Origin of the sequence: Rappaport israeli (assembly GCF_001888055.1) — a bacterium.
In the GTDB taxonomy this organism is placed as follows: Bacteria; Pseudomonadota; Gammaproteobacteria; order Cardiobacteriales; family Cardiobacteriaceae; genus Rappaport; species Rappaport israeli.
Genome location: NZ_LXHZ01000008.1, coordinates 86,095 through 100,564 on the forward strand (window position 1 = coordinate 86,095; position 14,470 = coordinate 100,564).

The window sequence follows — 14,470 nt, forward strand, 5'->3', positions numbered from 1 at the left end:
CTCTCATGAATACAAAACCCAATCTCAAACGCCAAGCCATTGAACAACGCCACCGCGCACGCAGTCAACTTCTGCAACTGCTTTATCAATGGCAGCTAGCTGATGATGCCCCTGAGCGTATTTATCACAATCGCATTATTGACCTCCGTCTTGGAAAAATTGACCAACATTATTTTGATGAAGCCTATGAATACATTACCCAAAACCAAGAGCAACTAGAGGCGCATTATCAAACCCTAATGAGCCGAAAACTCCATACGCTAGACCCCGTTGAACGGGCGATTTTATGGATTGGCGCCTATGAAATTCTTAACCGACCTGATATTCATCCCACCGTTTCCATTAACGAAAGCATTGAACTTGCCAAACGCTTTGGCGCACAAGAAAGCTATAAATTCATCAATGGTATTTTAGATAAATTAAGCAAAAGCAGCTCCCCCCAGTGCAAACTAACCATAGCCATGAATAACGTCCAGTTTCTGCAGTTTTTCCTACAAGCCGCCCCCTATATTCACGCTCACCGCAATAAAACCTTTGTTTTGTATTTTGATGGCGACATCAACGCCGCACCTTTAAAAAAATTTTTGCATGAATGCGCTATTTTGCACAGTTTAGGCGTGCATTTAGTTCTTGTGCATGGTGCGCGCCATCAAATCGATGTTCACCTCCAGCGCGCTGGGTTAGCCTCTCAATTTCACCGCAATAAACGCATCACCAGCAAAGCCATGATGCCTGAAATTCTTGATGCGGTTGGTAGTTTGCGTCTGCGCATTGAAGCCACCCTTTCCATGGGCATGATTAATTCCCCTATGCAAGGCGCTGCATTACGCGTTGCCAGCGGTAATTTTATTATTGCCAAACCAGTCGGCGTAATTGATGGACAAGATTTTGGTTTTGCAGGTGAAATACGGCGTATTAATGCTCAAGCCATTAGCCATCATCTCCAGCTAGGCGAAATCGTCCTTATCTCCCCACTGGGTTATTCCCCCACAGGTTACATCTACAATCTAAGCGCAGAAGACATCGCCAGCCAAGTCGCCATTAACATCCATGCTGATAAATTAATATACGTTAGCGATGGCGTTGAACATTACAAACTCAGTGAGCAACTACGCCAACTCACCCCCGCACAAGCGCGCACTTTCAACGGCGAACAATGGATGAATCAACGCCTAAATGCCGCTGCCCACGCTTGCGAACAAGGCATTAAACGCGTTCACCTGATCGACCGCGACCGCGAAGGAGCGCTACTCTGTGAACTCTTTACCCGAGATGGTGTCGGCATCATGGTAACCAGCGACCACTACGACCATCTGCGCCGTGCACAAATTGATGATATCGGCGGACTGCTCGACCTTATCCGCCCCCTAGAATTACAAGGCATTCTCGTTAAACGCTCACGCGAACATTTGGAAAATGAAATCCAGCATTTCTACGTTCTTGAACGCGATGGCACGATTATCGGTTGTGCTGCTTTATTCCCCTATCCCGAAGAAAAAATGGCAGAACTTGCCTGTGTTGTTATTCATCCAGACTATCGGCAAAATCAACGTGCTGATAATCTTATGCAAACCCTTGAATGCAAAGCACGTGAGCAGAATATTGAAAAATTATTTATTCTCACCACCCATACCGCACAATGGTTTGAAGAACGTGGATTTCAACCCGCTAATCTTGATGAACTCCCCAGCGTTAAAAAACAAGCTTATAACTATCAACGCAATTCAAGAACCTATATCAAAACCCTACATCCTGACTCTTGAATTTATGGCGCATAACAAAACAACGCAATCTATAATCTAATTTATTGATAATAAAATGATTTATTACCAACCCAAACCCCATTCTCTTCTCCATTTATACGAGCAAAACTATATTTTGTTCCGCCTTATCTTGCCTGACCTACCAAAAACATCGGGCTGGCATATTCTTAAAAGCGCCAACCGCCCTCCTGCCTATTTACATCGCATCAGCCTACATAATTACACCAGCGAATGGCTTCTAGGGCATTATTTTCATCACAAAAAACCACAAAAATTTACCCCCAATCACATTATCCGCATTTATCATGATGCCCGATTATGCGAAGCACTGCTTGATAAACACCCCCCCATCAAACAAATGCGCCAACAAAAAAAATATCCAACCAAGCGCTTCATGCTTGGTTGGATTATCTTCACCGAAACCGCTACCAGCTAAGCGAATACGCCCAATCCGATAGCATTCCTAATTTCTTATAAAATAAATCCTACAAATTCAACCCATAATCAAATCTATAAACTTTATATAACCCCTATTTGGCAATAATTAATTGGTTTTATAAAGACGATAAGACTCAATATTTTGCACTGGAATACGCCCGCCATCAGGCAATGCTAGCTCCAAAAAGCCCTCATGGACACGATAAACCTGCAAAACACCATTCTCAGGTAAGAGACTAATATGCGCATCGTCCTGCCAAGAAAAACTTCCCTCAAATTTCTTATCCAAATCTTCTTTACCTAACAGACGCGTACGCAGTGAATACTCCAGAGATGGCTCTAATACCAACATGGTTGCCACCCCTTCGCAATCCGCACATGGCAAGACCCCCTGATAAGTGCCCTTCCAGTCCAAAGTATGCCTTGCATCTTTAACCTGCATTGTTGTATCGGTTTTATTCTGTTGTTTAGAGCTAGCAGTAGATGCACTCTGACAACCAGCTAAGGCAAAACCAGCTACTAATAGCGTTACTATTGCGGTCAATCTTTTCATAAAACCTCCAGTAAATAGATAAACTCAAACGCCTATAAACGATTGTAGTCTTTAAATAAATGTTTCATATATTGTCGATAGTTCTCAATCCCTAAACGCTTACAAATTTTACGAAAAGCTATATAAGTGCTCTCAAAAAGATTATCACTACCTGACAACATCGCCCAATAAGGCTAGCGCGCAATTTATTACGAACATGCGATTTCATACCGATAATATAAAGGTCTCCACCACGTTTACGCAGCTTATTTCGTTCTGTGAGTAAAAATTCAATTCCAGCAATATCAAGTTGATTTACCCCTTCACTTAAAATCACCACATTTCTCCACTCCTTATTAGAACTCAATTCAATCATACGATTTTGCACATGGTCAATCGAGCCAAAAAATAATGAGCCATCAATGCGCAAAGCAGTTAAAGGAAAATCATCAATCGTTTCATCTTTTTCATAGACCTGCGAGAAGTCCACCAAGCTAACCACTGGTCGCGATATTTTTTGCAAATAAAACACCAACGACAAAATCACCCCTACATAAATCGCAAATTCCAAATTTAATAGCAATGTTGATAAAAACGTAACCAAAATAATGGTCAATTCATTACGACTGGTTTTAGCAATAATTTTTATCTGCTTTAAATCAAACAAGTTATATCCTGCCAACATTAAAGCGCCCGCTACCGCAGGCATTGGCAAATGGCGTGTAATCTGAGGGATAAAAATCAAAATTAATAAAATCAATCCTGAGGTAATCAATAACGCAATTGGGGTTTTTGCGCCTGCATCATAATTAATGGCACTGCGATTAAATGACCCTGACCCCACATAACAAGAAAAGCAACTACCAATCGCATTTGCCAAACCTTGCCCAAAAAATTCCTGATTGCCATCAATACGTTGATGCGAGCGTATCGCAATTGAGCGCGCAATCGATACCGCCTCAATCAAACCCAGCAATGCTAAAGCAAAAGCGCTAGGTAATAAATTTGTTATCAAAGGAAAACTTAAATAAGGGAGCGTCATTTGTGGCATAGAAGCTGGTAAAACGCCCAACATATCAACCCCTTTTTCCGCTCCCGCAAGTAGATAGTTGACCAATGCACCGATTAATAAGCCCAATAACATTCCTGGCCAACGTGGTTTGAATTTACGTAACAAAAGCGCGCTAACCAACGTAACACTTGCAATAAAAATACTTAAATAATGAAACTCCTGCCAATGCGCCTGCAATGCCAAAAGCGTTTCTAAAGGTGATAAACCAGAAGGCAATCGAATGCCTGTGAAAGTTTTTAGCTGCGCCAAAATAATGAGCAATCCTGCTCCAGCCGTAAACCCAATAATAACCGTATGAGAAATAAAATTAACCAAACTGCCAAAACGAAACAAACCAAATAATAATTGAATGACCCCTACTAAAAACATTAGCGTCAATGTCAAACCAATATATTGTGGACTGCCAATAACCGCATAAGGTGCGATAATTCCTGGAATTACTATCGATAAAGCAACTGTTGGGCCAGTAACCATATGCCGAGAACTGCCAAATAACCCAGCAATGACTTGCACCACAATCGCACTATACAAACCAAATTCAGGAGGCAAACCCGCAATTAGCGCAAAAGCAATTCCCTGTGGCAATACCATCGCCACACCTGTAAGCCCTGCCCAAAAATCTCTTCGCAAATTCTTAGCATTAATCAGCCCAAACCAATGTCGCATAGGGAAAAATAAACCTAGCACACGAACCAAATACGTTTGAATGACTATGCCGATAGATGCCATAAATCCCTGACTTTTATATGAATGCAATAAGTTAATTAATCAAACAGTCTTTCAAACATCTTAAAGCGCTAACATTTCAAAATATTATCGACCTAAAGACATATGCTCTTTAAAATAAAGCTCTATTCCATCTGCAATTCCCTGCGCCAGCTTTTGCTGGTAACTAGGAGAAGCCAATAATTTAGCCTCACTGGGATTAGAAATAAACGCCGTTTCAACTAACATCGAAGGAATATCTGGTGAGCGCAACACCACAAAATTTGCACGCTCTACATTAGACTTATGCACGCTTCCAATTTTTCCAAGCTTTTCAAGAGTTTGTTTCGCTAAAATATGACTGGCTTCTAAAGTTGCGTCTTGTTGCATATCCAAAAGCGCCTGCTGCACATCCTCATCATAGCGATTAACATCTACCCCCCAGCGCAAATCAACCGCATTTTCTTTTTTAGCCAAATACTTAGCCAACTGAGAGGTTGCGCCTTTTGTTGATAAGATATAAACAGATGAACCCCGCGCATTAAAATTATTTTCCACTGCATCGGCATGAATGGATACAAAAACATCTGCATTATTAGCGCGTGCAATCGCGCGACGTTGTGATAATTCAACATAAACATCTTTATCACGCGTCATAATTGCTCTAAAACCAGGTTTAGCATTAATCGCATCGCGCAATCGTTTGCCAATTTGCAAAACAGCAACTTTTTCTAATAGACCAGTCGCCACACTACGCGCACCAGGGTCTTTTCCCCCATGCCCCGGGTCAATTGCAACTACAATCGTTTTTCTAGTAATAGGCACGGCTGGCGGGGGATTGGTAAGCGTTTGTTGAACGACTTTTCCCTGTGAATTTACTTGTGTTTCTACTTGAATAGGTTGGCTAGTAGCAGAAGGCAATAAGGTATTTTCCCTAACAATTGAAGCGCTATCAAACAAAGAAGCATTCTGCACAGATTGAGCAGAAGGTAGTGGCCCACCTGAAAATATCGACTCAGGCGCGCGCCTTTCTTGCATAGATTCTAATGCCAATGCAGAAGTAGCGATATTATCGTAAATTTCTACCACTACTGATAAAGTACGTTTTTTCTGATTGGGACGCGTGTATATATTTGCTTTTGCAGCACTATTTAAATCTACAACCGCTCTAAGCGTTTTTTTATCACGCAAACCAATCCTCACCCCCTTAACCGCCCCTTGATTAATAGTCAAACCATCATGACTTTTCCCCGCAGAAGCTGGAAAATCCAGTACAATTCGTGGAGGATTTGATAAATCAAACTGCTTAAATGAAGTTTTATCAGAAACTTCAAAGATTATTTCAACTTTATCGGGCAAACGATTATAACGCACCCCTTCAATTACAACCGCTTGCACAGGGAGCATCCACAAAACAAGCCATAACGGCGCTAATAACCTAAAAATATGCAACCACATTTGACCATCCTATACAAAGTATCAGCAAAAACTTCTAAACTAGAAAGATAAAAGGACGCTATTATAACGTCAAAACCTCTTCAAAAACTAAACATTCTCATTAATACCACTAAAATCAATCGTTTTAAAAAGCGCAAGGCATTTTTCAGAGCGTGGCGAAAGAACCACTTCTCTCTCTCCATTATCTAGTAAGTACAAGTAAATCTCTAAATCTGGTTGTGGTAGAAACCCAGCACCCTTTTCTGACCATTCCACAAAAATCACATCAGCCATATCTTGCCATTCAGTAACATCTAAATAAAGCAACTCTTCTGGCTCAGATAAACGGTATAAATCAGCATGCAATATTTTTTTACCGCGTACTTGATATACATTCAAAAGTCCATAGCTAGGGCTTGTTACCACATCGGTGTATCCCAGATTCTGTAAAAAAAACTGCACAAAAGTAGTTTTCCCTACTCCTAAATCTCCATACAAAAAGATTACGCCACTTCCCAATGTTTGTGCTATAATCGCGCTCAGCTTGTTTAAGTTTTTTTTCTGCGTGGTTATAATTTTTTTCATAAAAATAAAATAAAATGATAAAATTGTAAGCATGATACCTAACAGATATCATACACTAGGATTAGCTTAAGCTAGCGGTTATGTAAAAATTAAAGTATAGTTTGTTTATAAAGCTACAGTAATGAGCAGAAGCAGGCTATTTTTTAGTTTTTGATTTATTTTGTTTTTAAATTTAGGAGAGTAAATATGGCTAGAATTGATTTATCGCCGTTAACAGAAATCGATGGCTTTAAAGCTGGCGCTTTAGTTGATACTGAAAGTGGTCTTGCTTTAGCAACCGAAGGTAGTGGCCTTGACTTAGAATTAGCTGCTGCTGGTAACACAGAAGTGTTAAACGCCAAACGTCGTGTAGCTGCTACACTAGACCTCAAAGATGATATCGAAGACTTACTTATCACTTTAGGCAAAGGTTACCACTTACTTCGCCCTTTAGAGCGTAATAGTACTCTTTTCTTGTACCTTGTGTTAGACCGTGGTCGTGCTAACCTTGCAATGGCTCGTCACCAATTGCGTTCTTTTGAGAAAGAATTAGATTTCTCATAAGTTAATCGTAAAATTGATACTGCTCTAGTAAAGATAATACTGTAGGGCAGTATCTTTTGTTTTATAATGGATAAAAACATGCAAGGTAATTTTATTTGTCTTCTAGGGTTTTCCAAGTCCACCGAAGATAGGATTAAGGCTGTTATGAAAGAATATTCTGTTCCTTCATTAACTTGGACTACTGCTACCGCTAAAGAACTTACTGGTGTGGTTATTAATGCATCATTTTTAGATACCCCTCAAATTCATAAATATATAAAAGTTGTAAAAGCACCTGTCGTTAGCGCCTACAATACAGATGCAGGACACGAGTCTGCTCGAGAATACTCTAATATTCCAGCATTAGATCTTCGAACGAATGATGAAAATACCATTAAAAACTGGTTGAGTAAGCTCTTAGGCTCAAATTATAGTACAACCAACACTTCTAGTTTAAAAAATCAAGGAACTCAGTCTTCATCTTATAGAGAGCTACTTGATTTGATTTTATCGAAAAAAATACCACTATTCGTGCAGAGCATAATGATAGCATTGCATGGATTTCTCCCTCAGAAGAAACCGTTTTTATCAACTATCCTAGAGAAAACACGCCAGGAATTGAAAGATGGCAATGGATGGAAGTTAGTTCTTCCGATATCCCTGACTCAGCACGTCATCTGAAATTAGATTTATGGTTATTTGAAAGCTTATGGCAATCAGATTCCACTCTTAGCGAAGACATAAAATCTGAAACATACTACCAAATGATTAGATGGCCTCAGCCATTGAGTAAGTCTAGACGTAGTCAAGCACTAAGACTAGCAGCCTCTTCCCAACATTCCCCAATAAATGCTAAAATTTTACAAGAAAAAACGCATTATGATTTAGACCTTATTCGTAAATTTTTATACGCAACAGAAAATGCAGGTCAGGCAAAAGCAATTAGTGAAAAAGAAGCTGATAATGTAACTACAAATAAAGTTGCTGTTAAACAAGAAAATAAAGAAATAGTAGAACAGAAAAAAGGGTTACTAAGTCGCCTTAGAAAAACTCTTGGATTTTAAATAATTAATAAATCACCAAGTAATCATGCTAAGACGTAGGAAGTAAATTATTATGCAAGAATTTAAAATTATTTTTGCTGGAAGTATGGGTGCAGGGAAAACCACTGCAATCCGTAGTCTTTCAGATGAAAAAGTCGTATCAACTGATGTTTCAAATACTGACCGTAAGTCTCATGGTAAATTATTAACAACTGTCGGTATTGACTATGGTCAGATTTTACTGCCACCAGATACTAAAATAGGTTTATATGGTACACCGGGGCAAGAGCGTTTTGAGCTTGTTTGGCGCATTGTTACAGAAGGCGCTTTGGGTGTTATTATTTTAATTGATAGTTCCTCAGAAAAATCTCCAGAAGAGCTGCCTTATTATATTGACTACTTTCATAAACATGGCATGGATAAAATCATTGTCGGCATTACCCATACTGATTTAAAAGGTCATCTTACTATGGATGAATGTTTTGATATTATGCAGAAAAGAGATTTTACATTCCCAATTTTTGAAGTAGATGCACGCCAGCGCGATGATGTATTGCTTTTAGTTGAAACATTAGTTGCTTCCATTGAAGCAGATTTATATTAAGGGGAGAAAATGGCTTCTTTAGAATCTTATCGAAATAAAGCATTTGTTGACTTTTGCACACAGGTATTAGCAGAATTTGCACAAGATACTAACGGTGTACAAGATGTTATTTTAGCTACATCAGATGGCTTTGCTGTTGCTACAAATAATGTAGATAATCAATCTGGAGATAAATTATCTGCTGTGGGGAGTTCATTATTTGCCCTAGGTAGTTCACTAGTCAGTGAATTTGATTTAGAAGAATGTAGTGCAATTACCATTGATAGTAGTAAAGGGAAAGTTTATATCAGAGAAATTTCTCCTAATAAAGATAGTTCTTTGATTTTAATGGTTAAAGCCAATAAAGCTACTATGCTTGCACATATGCTGCATGGCGCAAATAAAGCTGCTGAACGAATTGCTAAGCGAATGTTATTATTAAGCTAATAATTTTTGGTTTACTTGATTTTTAATAAGCTAATTTGAAAAAATTAGCTTATTTTATTTTGGACATATGATTTATGCCTAATTCTTCTCTTACTTTTCTTGCTGTTGAGTCTTCATGTGATGAAACTGCTATTGCCATTTATAACTCTGAAAAAGGTGTATTAGCCAACGAGATTTATTCACAAATCCCATTGCATCGTGAATATGGTGGCGTAGTTCCTGAACTTGCAGCGCGTGATCATTTGCGCCGTTTGCCTCTTTTATTGCAACAAGCATTAAAGAGCGGTACATATTCGCTTACTGATATTGATATTTTTGCCTATACAGCAGGCCCTGGTTTATTAGGGGCATTAATGACTGGAGCTACCTTTGCCAAAGGTTTAGCTTTTGCACAAAAAAAACCTGTTATGGCAATCCATCATATGGAAGGGCATTTATTATCTCCGCTTCTTTATGCTAAAGAACAACCTGAATTTCCTTTTTTATCTTTGCTTGTTTCTGGTGGGCATACTTTACTAGTAGCGGTTAAAGCTATTGGAAACTATGAGATTCTCGGGCAAACTTTAGACGATTCAGTAGGTGAATCTTTTGACAAAACCGCAAAATTAATGGGATTACCCTACCCTGGTGGTCCTGAATTAGCTCAATTAGCAGAGACAGGCAATCCAAAGAAATTCAAATTACCCCGTCCTATGACTAACCGCCCAGGATTAGACTTTAGTTTTAGTGGGTTAAAAACACAAACTCGACTACTTATTGAAAACCAACCTAATATGGCAGAAATACGCGCCGATATTGCCGCTAGTTTTGAGCAGACAATTATTGATACTATTTTGATTAAATGTCGGCGTGCATGGCAGCAGACGGGCTATCGTGATTTAGTGATTGCTGGAGGCGTTAGTGCAAATAAACTTTTGCGACAAACATTGCAAAATGAAGTGAACAATACTACGCGACGAGTATTTTTTCCTGAACAAGCACTCTCAACAGATAATGCCCTAATGATTGCCTTTGCTGCTAGTTTGCAATATCCACGTGGCATTGATGATAATTTAGAAATTAATGTTAAAGCGCGTTGGGCTTTAGATAAACTTTAGTATTTAGTATACAGTTATATTCTTCTAAAAAATATTAAACCCACTCAAATCTAAAATATCTAACGCACAAAGTATCCTGCAGATATCATATACATCACCTAATAATTGCATTTGTAAGACTAAATTTTTAAGAAGCCATTATTTTCATATCTTTACCCTTTTAAATCTACGCTACAAAAGTAATATTAGCCTATCTCGTTGCTGCCATCACATGTTCTTTTCACCCCTAAAAGCAAAACTTTTCACTGTAGATTAAAAGACTAACAAAATTTTCACTCAAAATATTCACAATATTAACAAAATAAGATAAAGTAAAAATTAGATATAAATTTATTTTTTACTACCAGTTTTTACAAGCGTTTAATTTTAGATAAGTGGAGTATTTATGCAGTTAGATTATTTTAATCCCTTTGGTAATATTTTTATTTCAGCAGCGATTGCTTGTATTCCAATTATTATTTTTTTTAATTGGATTAACTCTATTAAAATTAAAAGGATATAACGCAGCTGGGCTTATAGCTATTGTAAGTTTAGTCATAGCTGTATTTACTTTTAAACTCCCAGTCGAAGCAGTTCTCCCAAGTATTGTTCAAGGATTTGCACAAGCTACCAATCTAACCTTGCCATTTATCTACTTTAGCGTGCCTTTTTTACTTGTTTTCTTGTTAGACGGCATTCGTGGCATAAAAGAGACTCTACCTGCTATTTTAGTAACTTCTATTGTTTTCACTACGTTACAAGTTAGCATTATGCAATTTCTAGGGTCAAAGCTTGCCGCTCTTTGCGCCTCTCTATCAACACTTGCTGCGCTCGCATTCCTAGCACATAACTGGCAGCCAGCGTGTATTTTTCGCATTAATGCAAATTCAGAACAAACACAAAGCCAACCTGAAGTTGATACAGAAGAAAATCTCCCATCGTATGGAACTATTTTCAAAGCTTGGGCTCCCTTTAGTGTTTTAAGCGCATTCATGATTTTATGGGGCATGCCATTTTTTAAAGCCCTATTTAAAACTGATGCCCCTTTTGCATTTACCAATCTCTCCTTCCAACTATTGGAAACCACCCCAAGTGGCGCACCTATTACCTTGAACATCTCCTTAGTTTCTGTTGTAGGTACTGCTATTTTTATCACCATTATTCTTACTATTATTGGTACGGGCATTCGTCCCAAAGAAGCGCTTAAAGAACTCAAAACCACTATAAAATCTTTTTGGTTATCTGTTTTAACTGTATGCTTAGTTTTAGTTGTCGCAAAACTTATGACCTATAGTAGGTCGGATACTCGTATCCGACATTGCTTAAACCATAGTTCTCGGATTCAATCCGATCTGAAAAAAATAAAATAACGCGGCGTGTATCAAACTGCCTGGGCAATAAGTTGCCCACACAATCCTTACTAACGCGGTTCATTGCGGGCAAAAATACGCAGATAGCGCAGGCAATAAACGATAAAAGCGACAGCAATCGCCACGGCAGGCAGGCGGTAGATGCCGTTTATATTCGGCTCAAAGGCGGAATAGATGCCGCGCGCGCAGGCGGCGATAAGCAGCAGCGTGAGCGCAAGGCGGATATCGCTATGAAAATGCAGTTTTACGCCGCTGTGTCGCTGTCCCGCAATGCTGATAATGGTCAAAATCATCAACAGATAGACGGCGATTGCCAAAAAATGCCGCGCAAAACTGCTGTAAGCCGGTACCAAAAGTAGTACCGCGCCCAAAGCGCTGTAACCCAGTGCCAAACTTAGGCTGACGGCATAATGCGCGCGCACATAGGCAAAGCGCAGCAGGCGCAGATGATGAAAATCATGCAGACGGGCGACAAATGCCGTGCCTGCCGCCAGATACAGCCAGCCTTGCACGCTATGGCTTGCCGCTAGGCCGGATGCGGTCGCTGCCGCCAGCCAAAAACAGGAAAGATTTTTATAATAAGGATTGGGGATAAAACGTTCGTCCAGCCGTCCGCCGTCTTCTAAGGCTTGGTTGCCGATTGCCCGCGCCACGCGAAAATTGATAATCGCGACCGCCAGCAGCATGGCGTCCACGCCGGCATGCAGATAGCGTCCTTCGCCGTTAGCGGCATAAGCTATCGCCAGCACGATAATCAGACTGAGACAGAATAAGAGGCTAAGCTGGCGGCTGTCTTTATTACGCCAAACAAAAGAAGCGGTTAAGGCGAAGAGATAAACCCAAAAGGGCACAATCAGCCATGCGCCGATGCTTAATTGCCACAGTCCGCACAAAGCGATGCCCCATAAAACGAGCAGTCGGATGCTGTGCGCGTGCAATTTGCGGCGGTCGTCCGTCCATTCGGGCAAGGCGGTCAGCAGAAACCCCGCAAATGCCGCGCCGCCTGTCAGATGAACAAAGGCAAAGGCGTGCCAATGCAGGGGAAAATGTGCCGCCTGACTCGGTAGAAAACTGAGTGCCAGCCAAGGCAGCAGGGCAATCAGCACGGCAAAGCTAATCAAGGGGAAAAACAGGCGGAAAGGGTGTTGCAGGCTTTTCTGCCAATAATGATTCATGATTTATCCTCGGCATCGGATAGCAGGGGAATTTCCTCACCACTGCGGATATGGGCGAAAAAGGGGCTTTGCACTTGGCGGCGTATCCATGCTTCATCGCGCGCGGCATAGGGCATATCCAAATGCAGGCTTTGCAGCGCGGTGGCGGGTTTGCCGTCCAAACGCAGAATGCAGCTGCCCAGCAAGACGGCTTCGTCGCGGTCATGGGTGACCAAACAGACCGCCATGCCGGCACTGATTTTTTCGGCAATCAGCTGCTGCAATTGGCGACGCAATTGATGGTCAAGCGCGGAAAAGGGTTCGTCCATTAAGAGCAAATCGGGTTCGATAATCAGCGCCCGCGCCAAGGCGATGCGCTGACGCATACCGCCCGAAAGTTCATGCGGATATTTGGCAAAATCCGATGCGGAAAAGCCCAAACGCTGCAATAAAGGCACAATTTCGGCTTGCCGTTCGGGCGCGACAATCGCCACATTTTCCAGCGCATTACGCCAAGGCAATAGACGCGGTTCTTGAAATAAAAAGGCAAGCCGCTGAAAATCATGGCTGATACTGCCGTTTTTCAGGGTTTGCAAATCGGCAATCGCGCGCAAGACGGTGGTTTTGCCGCAGCCGGACGGCCCGACAAAGCAAAGACATTCGCCGCGCGCAATCTGAAACGACAGATTGTCGATAATCGGCGCGGTCATGAGTTCTATACTAATAGCGTTAGCGATAAGCATCTTAATTTCCCCGACTGCGGACAGGCAGAATCCAACGCTTCAGCGGTTCTAAGAGCGCGTATTCCACAAACATAATCAATGAGATGATGATAATCACATAAGCCATGACGTCGGTGGTGTCCAACATCGCGCGCGCACTTGCCAATGCCGAGCCGATGCCTTGATTACCGCCCAAAAGCTCCGCCATCACGGTAATTTTCAAACCCGAACCGGTGGCAACAATCAAAGCCGGCAGCAATTGCTGGCTTAAATGCGGCAAATACAATTGCTTAAGGCGTGCCGCAAAAGGCAGACGATACACTTTCAGCATTTCTTTCAATTCTTCGCTCATGCTCATCATGCCCATCATCGCCGCAGCAAAGAGCATCGGCAGCACCGTTACCGCTACTGTGAAAATTGCGCTGGTCGAGCCCATGCCGAACCAAAAAATCGCCAGTACAATCCAGACAATCGGCGGCATACCCAGCAACAGCGTAATCAAAGGACGCAGCAAGAGCGCTAAAGTGCGGCTCATGCCCGCCAATAAACCGCCGCTAATGCCTAATATGATTGCCAAAGACAAGCCGTAAGCGCCGTGATACATCGTTGTGGCAATAGTTTCCCGTCCTAAGGTTTCCTGCAAAATGCCGAACACGCGCCGTAATACATCTAAAGGCGCCGGCAAAATCAGCGCGCCCAAATGCTCGTAAGACAAATGCCACAGCGCAAACACGCCGGCAATCGTGGCAAGGGCAGGAAAAATCCCCCACACATAAGACAATGCGCCGCGCCATTTGCCGCCCTGCTGAATCTGTCCGCGCTCGATAATCATGACAATCCTAAGCTAAATAAGTCGATTTATCATAAATGATAACAGGTTTTTCAGCACTTGATTTATATCAAGTGCAAAGTAAATTCAAATTATTTTTATTGAAATAAAAACCTTTTAAAGACTATATTATTTTGACAATAATAAATCCACCGTCTAATCGATTGACTTTTCTTTTTTAGAATTTGAGTC

The 14,470-nt window shown here is 41.1% G+C and carries 16 protein-coding genes; 9 read left to right on the forward strand and 7 right to left on the reverse strand.

What is annotated here, in order from left to right:
- Positions 1-5 precede the first annotated feature (5 nt).
- Both argA and A5N84_RS02635 read left to right on the forward strand, forming a co-directional pair.
- The gene (gene argA, locus A5N84_RS02630) at positions 6-1,763 is read left to right on the forward strand and encodes an amino-acid N-acetyltransferase (RefSeq protein WP_072281165.1); all 1,758 of its coding nucleotides are present in this window, start codon (positions 6-8) and stop codon (positions 1,761-1,763) included.
- 55 nt (positions 1,764-1,818) lie between these two features.
- Complete coding sequence (locus tag A5N84_RS02635; protein ID WP_072281166.1) at positions 1,819-2,199, forward strand: DUF1249 domain-containing protein; 381 nt, start codon at positions 1,819-1,821, stop codon at positions 2,197-2,199.
- Between the two features lie 108 nt (positions 2,200-2,307).
- Here A5N84_RS02635 and A5N84_RS02640 read toward each other — a convergent pair whose 3' ends face one another.
- The 4 genes from A5N84_RS02640 to tsaE all read right to left on the reverse strand — a co-directional run bounded on the left by A5N84_RS02640 (position 2,308) and on the right by tsaE (position 6,565).
- The gene (locus A5N84_RS02640; protein ID WP_072281167.1) at positions 2,308-2,754 is read right to left on the reverse strand and encodes a copper resistance protein NlpE; all 447 of its coding nucleotides are present in this window, start codon (positions 2,752-2,754) and stop codon (positions 2,308-2,310) included.
- 118 nt (positions 2,755-2,872) lie between these two features.
- Entirely contained in the window at positions 2,873-4,534 is a 1,662-nt protein-coding gene (locus tag A5N84_RS02645) for a SulP family inorganic anion transporter (protein WP_072281168.1), read from the reverse strand.
- Between the two features lie 84 nt (positions 4,535-4,618).
- Complete coding sequence (locus tag A5N84_RS02650; RefSeq protein WP_072281169.1) at positions 4,619-5,968, reverse strand: N-acetylmuramoyl-L-alanine amidase; 1,350 nt, start codon at positions 5,966-5,968, stop codon at positions 4,619-4,621.
- Positions 5,969-6,055: 87 nt separating this feature from the next.
- Complete coding sequence (gene tsaE / locus A5N84_RS02655; protein WP_078055527.1) at positions 6,056-6,565, reverse strand: tRNA (adenosine(37)-N6)-threonylcarbamoyltransferase complex ATPase subunit type 1 TsaE; 510 nt, start codon at positions 6,563-6,565, stop codon at positions 6,056-6,058.
- Between the two features lie 153 nt (positions 6,566-6,718).
- Between tsaE and A5N84_RS02660 the strand changes: the two genes are divergently transcribed.
- From A5N84_RS02660 to A5N84_RS02690, 7 genes are all read left to right on the forward strand, one after another.
- Complete coding sequence (locus A5N84_RS02660; RefSeq protein WP_072281170.1) at positions 6,719-7,075, forward strand: roadblock/LC7 domain-containing protein; 357 nt, start codon at positions 6,719-6,721, stop codon at positions 7,073-7,075.
- Between the two features lie 78 nt (positions 7,076-7,153).
- Positions 7,154-7,735, forward strand: a complete 582-nt coding sequence (locus A5N84_RS02665) for a hypothetical protein (RefSeq protein WP_158008621.1) — start codon at positions 7,154-7,156, stop codon at positions 7,733-7,735.
- Entirely contained in the window at positions 7,690-8,118 is a 429-nt protein-coding gene (locus A5N84_RS02670; protein ID WP_143324796.1) for a hypothetical protein, read from the forward strand. The genes A5N84_RS02665 and A5N84_RS02670 overlap by 46 nt, the downstream gene beginning before the upstream one ends.
- Positions 8,119-8,170: 52 nt before the next feature.
- A complete protein-coding gene (locus A5N84_RS02675; RefSeq protein ID WP_198923725.1) occupies positions 8,171-8,701 on the forward strand; it encodes a GTP-binding protein in 531 nt (176 codons plus the stop codon).
- A gap of 9 nt (positions 8,702-8,710) precedes the next feature.
- Positions 8,711-9,127: a roadblock/LC7 domain-containing protein gene (locus tag A5N84_RS02680; protein ID WP_072281174.1), complete on the forward strand. Its 417-nt coding sequence runs from the start codon at positions 8,711-8,713 to the stop codon at positions 9,125-9,127.
- A gap of 74 nt (positions 9,128-9,201) precedes the next feature.
- Positions 9,202-10,224 (forward strand): tRNA (adenosine(37)-N6)-threonylcarbamoyltransferase complex transferase subunit TsaD, encoded by a 1,023-nt coding sequence (gene tsaD / locus A5N84_RS02685; RefSeq protein WP_072281175.1) that lies wholly within the window; start codon positions 9,202-9,204, stop codon positions 10,222-10,224.
- A gap of 437 nt (positions 10,225-10,661) precedes the next feature.
- On the forward strand, positions 10,662-11,573 hold the full coding sequence (locus A5N84_RS02690) for an L-lactate permease (RefSeq protein ID WP_158008622.1): 912 nt from the start codon (positions 10,662-10,664) through the stop codon (positions 11,571-11,573).
- A 50-nt stretch (positions 11,574-11,623) separates the two neighbouring features.
- Here A5N84_RS02690 and A5N84_RS02695 read toward each other — a convergent pair whose 3' ends face one another.
- The 3 genes from A5N84_RS02695 to A5N84_RS02705 are packed head-to-tail and all read right to left on the reverse strand — an operon-like array spanning position 11,624 to position 14,281.
- Complete coding sequence (locus A5N84_RS02695; RefSeq protein ID WP_072281177.1) at positions 11,624-12,748, reverse strand: NnrS family protein; 1,125 nt, start codon at positions 12,746-12,748, stop codon at positions 11,624-11,626.
- Positions 12,745-13,470: an ABC transporter ATP-binding protein gene (locus tag A5N84_RS02700; RefSeq protein ID WP_072281178.1), complete on the reverse strand. Its 726-nt coding sequence runs from the start codon at positions 13,468-13,470 to the stop codon at positions 12,745-12,747. Before A5N84_RS02700 ends, A5N84_RS02695 begins: the two co-directional genes overlap by 4 nt.
- A gap of 1 nt (position 13,471) precedes the next feature.
- Positions 13,472-14,281: an ABC transporter permease gene (locus tag A5N84_RS02705; RefSeq protein WP_072281179.1), complete on the reverse strand. Its 810-nt coding sequence runs from the start codon at positions 14,279-14,281 to the stop codon at positions 13,472-13,474.
- Positions 14,282-14,470 lie beyond the last annotated feature (189 nt).

Bases quoted from the DNA above. Each gene is read 5' to 3' on its own strand.
- argA (WP_072281165.1), top strand. From the start codon at position 6: ATGAATACAAAACCCAATCTCAAACGCCAAGCCATTGAACAACGCCAC.
- A5N84_RS02635 (WP_072281166.1), top strand. From the start codon at position 1,819: ATGATTTATTACCAACCCAAACCCCATTCTCTTCTCCATTTATACGAG.
- A5N84_RS02640 (WP_072281167.1), bottom strand. From the start codon at position 2,754: ATGAAAAGATTGACCGCAATAGTAACGCTATTAGTAGCTGGTTTTGCC.
- A5N84_RS02645 (WP_072281168.1), bottom strand. From the start codon at position 4,534: ATGGCATCTATCGGCATAGTCATTCAAACGTATTTGGTTCGTGTGCTA.
- A5N84_RS02650 (WP_072281169.1), bottom strand. From the start codon at position 5,968: ATGTGGTTGCATATTTTTAGGTTATTAGCGCCGTTATGGCTTGTTTTG.
- tsaE (WP_078055527.1), bottom strand. From the start codon at position 6,565: ATGCTTACAATTTTATCATTTTATTTTATTTTTATGAAAAAAATTATA.
- A5N84_RS02660 (WP_072281170.1), top strand. From the start codon at position 6,719: ATGGCTAGAATTGATTTATCGCCGTTAACAGAAATCGATGGCTTTAAA.
- A5N84_RS02665 (WP_158008621.1), top strand. From the start codon at position 7,154: ATGCAAGGTAATTTTATTTGTCTTCTAGGGTTTTCCAAGTCCACCGAA.
- A5N84_RS02670 (WP_143324796.1), top strand. From the start codon at position 7,690: ATGGAAGTTAGTTCTTCCGATATCCCTGACTCAGCACGTCATCTGAAA.
- A5N84_RS02675 (WP_198923725.1), top strand. From the start codon at position 8,171: ATGCAAGAATTTAAAATTATTTTTGCTGGAAGTATGGGTGCAGGGAAA.
- A5N84_RS02680 (WP_072281174.1), top strand. From the start codon at position 8,711: ATGGCTTCTTTAGAATCTTATCGAAATAAAGCATTTGTTGACTTTTGC.
- tsaD (WP_072281175.1), top strand. From the start codon at position 9,202: ATGCCTAATTCTTCTCTTACTTTTCTTGCTGTTGAGTCTTCATGTGAT.
- A5N84_RS02695 (WP_072281177.1), bottom strand. From the start codon at position 12,748: ATGAATCATTATTGGCAGAAAAGCCTGCAACACCCTTTCCGCCTGTTT.
- A5N84_RS02700 (WP_072281178.1), bottom strand. From the start codon at position 13,470: ATGCTTATCGCTAACGCTATTAGTATAGAACTCATGACCGCGCCGATT.
- A5N84_RS02705 (WP_072281179.1), bottom strand. From the start codon at position 14,281: ATGATTATCGAGCGCGGACAGATTCAGCAGGGCGGCAAATGGCGCGGC.